The organism is Cellvibrio sp. (genome assembly GCF_053579595.1).
This window is the reverse complement of record NZ_JBRFPI010000215.1, coordinates 1-7704: the sequence shown is the minus strand read 5'-3', so window position 1 is coordinate 7704 and position 7704 is coordinate 1. Positions and strand designations below refer to the sequence as shown.

The following is a 7704-nucleotide window of genomic DNA, read 5'->3' as shown; positions in this document are numbered from 1 at the left end:
GCAATGCGCGCTCGGCGCGGCGACGTAACGTAATATCGCGGCCAATGCCAACCAGTGCAACAGTTTCACCTCTGTCGTTGCGCACCGGCAGTTTGGTGGTGAGAAACCAGCGCATATTGCCGGTCTCTTTATTGACCGCCAGTTCTTCACGGTTAACCAATCCTTCACCGGTGCGAACAATGGTTTGTTCATCATCAAAAAAATTCTGCGCCATCTCTTTTGGGAAAAAATCAAAATCATCCTTGCCGATTAAATTTTCCCGTGTGGTGCCCATGCCTCTGGCAACCGCATCGTTTGCTAATAAAAATTTACTGTTCAGGTCTTTGGCAAAAATGCCGTCGGGTACCGCATCGACCAGGGTGCGCATCAGGTTGCGCTCTTGCTCAAGCGTAGCGGTTATTGCACTCAGCTCTGCCGTGCGCTCGGCCACACGATTTTCCAATTCAGCGTTCAGGTCACGGGCATTGAACTCGGCTTGTTTAATCTGGGTAATATCGCGTGTAATACCGATAATTCCGATAACATTGCCGTTATCATCATGTAGAGGAACCTTGGTTGTAGAATGCCAGCGCGTCTCGCCGGTTTTAAAATTTGTCAGCAGTTCCTCGCGCCCCACCAGCGGTTGGCCCGAGCGCATCACCAATTGATCATCGTCGGTATAGGCTTGTGCAGCCGCCGGTGGGTTAAGATCGAAATCGGTTTTGCCTAAAATACTGTCTGCTGATTCCGCACCGGTCATATTGACCAAGGCTAAATTAGCGTAGATAAAACGGCCTTTTTCGTCCTTGGCATAGATCAGATCGAGCATGTTGTCGCCGAGGGTGCGAAGCAGATAACGTTCCATAGCAAGGTCTTATATTAGTGGTGGTGGTTATTCTTATTGCACAGGTATGATTAGCCTTCAGTATAGGCATTGATTAGTACAGTTGAGAAAAATAACATTCCTAAACACTGACACTTGCCAGCTTATTGGCGGGCATAAACAGCGCCTTGTGTACTAGTGCTTTTTCGGCGGTTTTTTGGCAACTAGTTATTATTGTTATTCGGCTAGAATTTTTATCCAGGCACTTCATACTGAAATATCCAGGAGCAATAGATGGGCGCCCACTGCTGTAGCCACGATCACGAACCGCCTATCAAACCCGATCCTAAATACCGTCGCATTTTGTGGATCGCATTGATCGTCAATGCATCCATGTTTGCGATTGAAATTATTTTTAGTATTCGCTCGGGTTCTGTTGCGCTACTGGCCGATGCCATCGATTTTTTTGGCGATGCAGCCAACTACGGCATTAGCATTTGGGTATTGGCGATGAGTGTGCAGGCGCGCGCAAAAGCGGCATTAATTAAAGCCGCATCCATGGCCTTATTTGGTATTGGTATTTTAATTCATGCACTGTGGAATTTAATTACCGGTGTACTGCCCGATGCACAAACGATGAGTTTAATTGGCTTGCTCGCACTCTGCGCTAACGTCGGCGTAGGAATTTTGCTTTATGCCTATCGCAATGGCGACAGCAATATGCGCAGTGTGTGGTTGTGTACACGCAATGATGCACTGGGAAATATCGCGGTGATTATTGCGGCTATTGGTGTATTTGGAACGGGTACTGCGTGGCCGGATTTAATTGTGGCCACAATTATGGCCTCACTGGCTTTGACTGCAGCTTGGCAGGTGATGAAACAAGCGCGGAAAGAATTGACTAATCAGTAACTCATACAAGGAAAAAATATGAAACGTAATTTGCTGATTAGTTTTATCTGCCTCGGATCTTTATACATCAGTTTCAAAGTCGGTTATGAGTATGGCATTCGACAATCAACTGATGAAGCATCAGAACGATTAATGCGCGGATTTCTGTTGACCACAGCCTATGGGGCTTCCTTATCACTGACAACGGAAATGGGTAACCATCAATTTCTGGAAGGCGGACATTACGCTGTCGCAACGCAATTTTCCGTAGATCGAATGAATATTCTGATCGATCAGATTGAAGGGATTGATTACAGTGATACACAGTTTGAAGCCGAGATAGACACTAACTTGTCTGCAGCGAAAACTTACCTTGAAAATCTGCCAGACAAAGAATAAGCCTGCCAACAACCGTTTTATAAATATTCATTCATCGTGGATCTAACAAAATCTTCATACTTTTATATATAAAAATAATTCCATGTTTCAAAATGAAACAGCTACCCAATCCTATTGCCAAGAGTAACTTCGGCCTGTTTCCAAACCACTCATTAAATCCTATTTGTAATATTTTAATGGTCTTTTAGTCAAAATAACCCTTAGTATTTCTCCAGCCGTTTGCGCGGCCGGTGCTGGCCGCTTTGACCTTGCACTCTTCCCCCTGGGCGAGTTCATGGCGGTTGCACCTCTCACCTGACTTAGGCTCCGGGCTCCGGAGAGATGTATCACCTGAAGTAGTGTCAGAGCACATCAATCCCCAAGGAAATAATAAAGATGAAATCCTTTTTCTCTTCCATCGTTCTATTACTCGCGTTTTGTATCGCGCCTTTTTCCCAGGCGCAAAGCTGTGGCACCGGCGGCGGTGCGACTGTCTGTTTGACGGCCACCGGCACGGCCAACAATATCGGCTTGAGCTGGACGGTTAGCGGTACCATCAGCAGTGTGCAGGTTTACCGCGATACCGACAGCAACCCGAGCGGCCGCATCCGTATTGCGACCGTTAGTGCATCCACCAAAGCCTATACCGACTCCACCGCCGTAGCGGGAACGCCCTATTGGTATTGGATTAAATTTACCGCCGCCGGCACCAGCTATAGCTCCAATGCCGCAACGGCGACACGCACTGCGTCTACCGCTGCAATGCGCAATCTCACCAGCGTACAACTGGCAGCCCTGATGGGCGCAGGTTGGAATTTGGGTAACTCGCTCGAAGCGATTGGCAGTGAAACCGCCTGGGGTAACCCTGCTACCACCCAAACCATGATCAATGCAGTAAAAGCGGCCGGATTCAAAACCATCCGTATCCCTGTGTCCTGGAGCCAATACGCCGATGCCAACTACAACATCAACAGCACCTGGATGGCGCGCGTCAAACAAGTGGTGGATTATTCAAAAAGCGCCGGTCTCTATGTGATTATCAATATCCACTGGGATGGCGGTTGGATGCAGCCCAAGTACGCCAACCAAACTGCCGTGAATAGCCGCATCACCAAATTGTGGACGCAAATTGCCAATCAATTTAAAAATTACGATGACTACTTATTATTTGCGGGCACCAATGAGGTGATGGTGGACGGCGACTATGGCACGCCCACCACGGAATACTACACAGTGCAAAACAGTTTTAATCAGACATTCGTCAACGCTGTGCGCGCAACCGGTGGCAACAATGCGGTGCGTCATTTGATTGTGCAGGGCTTCAATACCAACATCGATCACACCATCAGCTTCGCCACAATTCCAACGGATTCCGCCAGCAAACGTTTGATGATGGAAGTGCACTTTTACGATCCCTACAATTTCACGCTCAATGAAAACAGTGTTATTTGGCAATGGGGTAAAAATTCGACCAGCTCAGCGAATGTGGAAACCTGGGCAAACGAAGCTTATGTTGATGCGCAATTCCAACGCATGAAAACCAAATTTGTCGATAACGGCGTAGCGGTGATACTCGGCGAGTTCGGTGCAATTTCACGCACCAATATTCCCGCCGCAGAAAGTTATCGCGTGTATTGGAATCAATACATCACTCGCGCGGCTTACACACGTGGATTAGTACCCATCTATTGGGATAACGGCTACACCGCCAATGGTGGCATGGGGTTGTTTGATCGCTACAGCGGCAATCAGGTTTATCCAACGCTGATTAGCACCATTGTGAATGCGGCCAAATAAGCTTGACCTGCGATGATCCAAACAAAAACGCCCTGCATTTGCAGGGCGTTTTTGTATCGCGGTGGCTGCACAGGGCAGCCCCGGTAATTATGCCGCCTTGCGACGACGAGCCAAGCCCAGACCCAACAGGCCGAGCCCCAACAACATCAGAGAAGAGGTCTCTGGAACGTCGGTAGTGCCGTTGAAGGTGAAGTCATCCAGAGCCCAGTGACTACCATTGTTGAAGATTTGGATAGAGTCAATGCCAGCCCAATCCAGACTGATCCAGAGTGGAGTTTGGTTATTGATGGTGTAGCTGCTGCTGGTAAAAATTTGCACGCCATCGTTGAAACCGGCAAAGCTTACTTCCTGGGTAGAATCCCAGGCAGCAGTCAGATAAGCACCGTTGAAGGTGAAGGTGTCTGTGCCCAACCAGTTAATCTTGGCACCTGAAGAACCGTAGTAGTTAAAAATGGTATTGCCTGGAGACACGGTGCCGTTGTCGTAGCCAGAGCCAGGGTGGAAGCCTTCACCAATAGCGCCCAGGTTGGTAGAACCTGCCTGCCAGTCAAAGCCACCGTAACCGAATGGAACTTGTTCGGTACCGCCAGCCAAATCATCAAAATTCAATACAGTTGCAGAAACAGATGAAGCTGCGAAAGCCAAAGTAGCAGCTAACAGAAGACGTTTCATAATCGATCCTTAGGTAGAGTAATGACAAATTATTTTTTTGTTGCCTATAAGAATAAGCAAAAGGTGATCCAGTTCTCTTTTTTCACGAAAAATCAATGATTTGCGTGCCAACATTAGTTGTGAGTTGTAAGTTTTTTCGACATTGATCGGCTTCAGGCGTGGCAGTATGCTGGCCCATCCTTATTATTCTCAAGCTTGATAACCATGACCGATCCCTTCCAGGCTGCCGCGCTGGACGAATACCAGAAGGCCACCGCCCAACTGGAACCGAGAAAAGACCCGGCGGCGGCACTGCAAAAATCCTACACGCGTTACGACACTCTCATCGCCCGCGCGATGGAGGCATCGCCGATCAAACCGGCGTGCAAAGCGGGCTGCGCATTTTGTTGCCACTACAAGGTGGAAGCGCGTGCGCATGAAATATTGCTGATCAAAGACTACATGAGCAAAACATGGAGTGAGGATAAAATCACAGCGGTGCTGGCCGACCTGGAAGCGAATGCGGCGATCATTCGCGCACTTTCACCCGAGCAGCACCTGGTGACCAATATCAAATGCGCGCTGTTGCAGAACAACCAGTGCAGTATTTATCCCGTGCGCCCGTTTCGCTGTCGCAATTTTCATTCGACCGATGCTAATGCCTGCGAGCAATCCCACGGTGACCCGGGCAATATGGATATTGCTACCGGTATGATTGAGGACATCGCCATGCTCGCCGATGCTCACACGCAAGGGTTTGAAGCTGCAGCCGAACATACGGGTCGCGACAACCGGGTCTACGATTTCAGTACAGCACTTCTTGAGGCGTTCAGCGACAAGAGCGCGACCAAGCGCCACCAGCGTGGTAAAAAGACCTTTCAACAGGCAATTGAAGTCATCCTGTGAAATAGCCAATCCCCTATTCGCAAATTTACTACACCGCCAGGTCTGCAAGAGATCAAGTGCTATAGTGAACCTGTCTTTTGTGACTAACGACGGGGATCTCTTATGTTCGAGGCTGTGCCACTTTCATTTCGTCGCCCGCGCGCGCTAGCGCTGCTGGTGCTGGCGATTTGCCTCAGCCTCTCGACAGTGGTGATTTGGCAACTGGAGCAAAATCAGCGACACGCCAAGCGCGCCGATGTGGAAAACCTCGCGCAAAACCACACGTTTTTGGTGCGCGATAGCCTTGATCAGGCGCTGACACTCAATTACTCCTTCGCTGCCATGGTGCGTCTGGGGCAAGGATCCACCGGCCGCTTTGAGGATGCCGCACGCGAATTATTGCCCTACTTTGACAGCGTCTCTCATGTGAGCCTCGCTCCCGGCGGTATTATCACGCGGGTTTATCCGTTGGAAGGCAATGAAAAATCCGTCGGCCTCAACCTGCTGGAGGACTCCGTCCAAAACAAAGAGGCCCTGCGCGCTCGCGATACCGGCAAGCTGACCCTCGCTGGCCCGGTCAATCTGGTGCAGGGTGGTTTGGGCGCAGTGGCGCGTTTGCCCGTGTTTTTGGAAGATCAGGGTGGTCGTCATTTCTGGGGTTTTACGCTGGTGGTGATCCGCATCAATCGCCTGCTGGAAACCGCCAACCTGACCCAGCTTAATGATCAAGGCATGGCTTACCAACTTTGGCGCACCAATCCTGATACCGGCGTAAAGGACACCATCGCGGCCAACGCCCCGGAACAACTGAACAACCCGGTGCACAAGTCCTTTGCGGTACCTAACGGTACCTGGACACTCAGTGTGGCACCCATCAAGGGTTGGATTAATGGTTGGCGGCTGTGCGGCGAAGCACTGGTTGCCTTGACGCTCAGTCTACTGCTCGCGTACCTGGCCCGGTTGATGGTTATGCTGCAAAGGCAGCACTTGAGTTTGCAGGATGCGGTGAGTGAGCAGACGCGCGAATTACTGGTTGCGCGCGCGCACTTGCAAGCCACGCTTGATGCGATCCCGGATCTCTTGTTTGATATAGACCTGAACGGCGTCATTCACAGCTATCACACCAACCAGCCTGATTTGCTCACGGTCCCGCCCACTAAGTTTTTGGGTAAGAGTTTTCATCTGTTTTTGCCTGAGGACGCCTGCATCACAGTTCACGAAGCACTGGATGAAGCCCTGGAAAAAGGTGTGTCTTCGGGCAAGTGCTACTCGATTATGCTCCCGCGTGGCGCAGCGACATTTGAGCTGTCGGTATCGCGCAAGGCGGATGACCACTCTGGCGTTCCGCGTTTTTTAGTGCTCAGCCGCGACATCACCCAGCGCAAGGAAAACGAAGCGCGAATTAACAATCTGGCGTTTTTTGATTCGCTCACGCAATTGCCCAATCGCCGCCTGCTGTACGAGCGTCTTGGGCATGCCATTGCCACCAGCCGACACCAACAGAGTTTGGGGGCGCTTTTGTTTATTGATCTGGACGATTTCAAAACGCTCAACGACAACCGCGGTCACCACATTGGCGATTTATTATTGATTGCTGTCGCTGAGCGCTTGAAGCAGGCCCTGCGCCGCCAGGACACAGTCGCGCGTCTGGGCGGAGATGAGTTTCTGGTGGTGCTCGAAGGACTTGATCAGGAACGCAATTCCGCCGCCTCACAAGCGCAACAAATCGCCGAAAAAATTCTCGCCAGCCTTAACAACGCTTATCAATTGGAAGGCCAGGATTATTTCAATTCGCCCAGTATCGGTCTGTGCTTGTTCGGCGATCAGGATGTAGCGATTGATGATTTGCTCAAACAAGCTGACCAAGCCATGTACCACGCCAAGGCTGCAGGACGGAACACCCTACGCTTTTTCGACCCGGAAATGCAGGCAGTTACCGCGCAGCGTTTTGCGCTGCAAAATGAAATTCGCGAAGCACTGCAACAGCGCCAATTCCAGCTTTACTATCAGCCGCAAATGAATCACGTCGGAAAAGTGGTGGGTGCAGAGGCATTAATTCGCTGGATACATCCGCAGCGCGGCATGATCCCTCCACTGGACTTTATTCCGCTGGCAGAAGAGTCAGGATTAATTCTTGCGCTTGGCAACTGGATTTTTGCCACCGCTTGCGCGCAATTGGTTGAGTGGAGCAAATCAACAGAAACGGCGGATATTGTGCTCTCGGTCAATGTCAGTGCGCGGCAATTTCAACACCCGGATTTTGTTGCGCAACTGCTCCTAATAATCCATGGCAGTGGAAT

The 7704-nt window shown here is 50.3% G+C and carries 7 protein-coding genes; 5 read left to right on the top strand and 2 right to left on the bottom strand.

The genetic code is table 11. The features are described 5' to 3' along the window. On the bottom strand, nt 1-844 hold an 844-nt coding region (locus ACWA6V_RS13580; protein ID WP_449522994.1), incomplete at its 3' end, for a PAS domain-containing protein. 252 nt (nt 845-1096) lie between these two features. Between ACWA6V_RS13580 and ACWA6V_RS13575 the strand changes: the two genes are divergently transcribed. The 3 genes from ACWA6V_RS13575 (at nt 1097) to ACWA6V_RS13565 (ending at nt 3868) form a co-directional block, all read left to right on the top strand. Further along, nucleotides 1097-1714 (top strand): cation transporter, encoded by a 618-nt coding sequence (locus ACWA6V_RS13575; RefSeq protein WP_449522993.1) that lies wholly within the window; start codon nt 1097-1099, stop codon nt 1712-1714. 18 nt (nt 1715-1732) lie between these two features. After that, complete coding sequence (locus tag ACWA6V_RS13570; RefSeq protein ID WP_449522992.1) at nt 1733-2092, top strand: hypothetical protein; 360 nt, start codon at nt 1733-1735, stop codon at nt 2090-2092. A 375-nt stretch (nt 2093-2467) separates the two neighbouring features. Beyond that, complete coding sequence (locus tag ACWA6V_RS13565; RefSeq protein ID WP_449522991.1) at nt 2468-3868, top strand: glycoside hydrolase family 5 protein; 1401 nt, start codon at nt 2468-2470, stop codon at nt 3866-3868. A gap of 87 nt (nt 3869-3955) precedes the next feature. Here the strand turns inward: ACWA6V_RS13565 and ACWA6V_RS13560 are convergent, their stop codons facing one another. After that, nucleotides 3956-4540 (bottom strand): PEP-CTERM sorting domain-containing protein, encoded by a 585-nt coding sequence (locus ACWA6V_RS13560; RefSeq protein ID WP_449522990.1) that lies wholly within the window; start codon nt 4538-4540, stop codon nt 3956-3958. Between the two features lie 204 nt (nt 4541-4744). Between ACWA6V_RS13560 and ACWA6V_RS13555 the strand changes: the two genes are divergently transcribed. Together ACWA6V_RS13555 and ACWA6V_RS13550 are read left to right on the top strand one after the other, a co-directional pair. Further along, on the top strand, nt 4745-5425 hold the full coding sequence (locus ACWA6V_RS13555) for a YkgJ family cysteine cluster protein (protein WP_449522989.1): 681 nt from the start codon (nt 4745-4747) through the stop codon (nt 5423-5425). 102 nt (nt 5426-5527) lie between these two features. Then, a partial coding sequence (locus tag ACWA6V_RS13550; RefSeq protein ID WP_449522988.1) for a bifunctional diguanylate cyclase/phosphodiesterase occupies nt 5528-7704 on the top strand: 2177 nt, incomplete at its 3' end.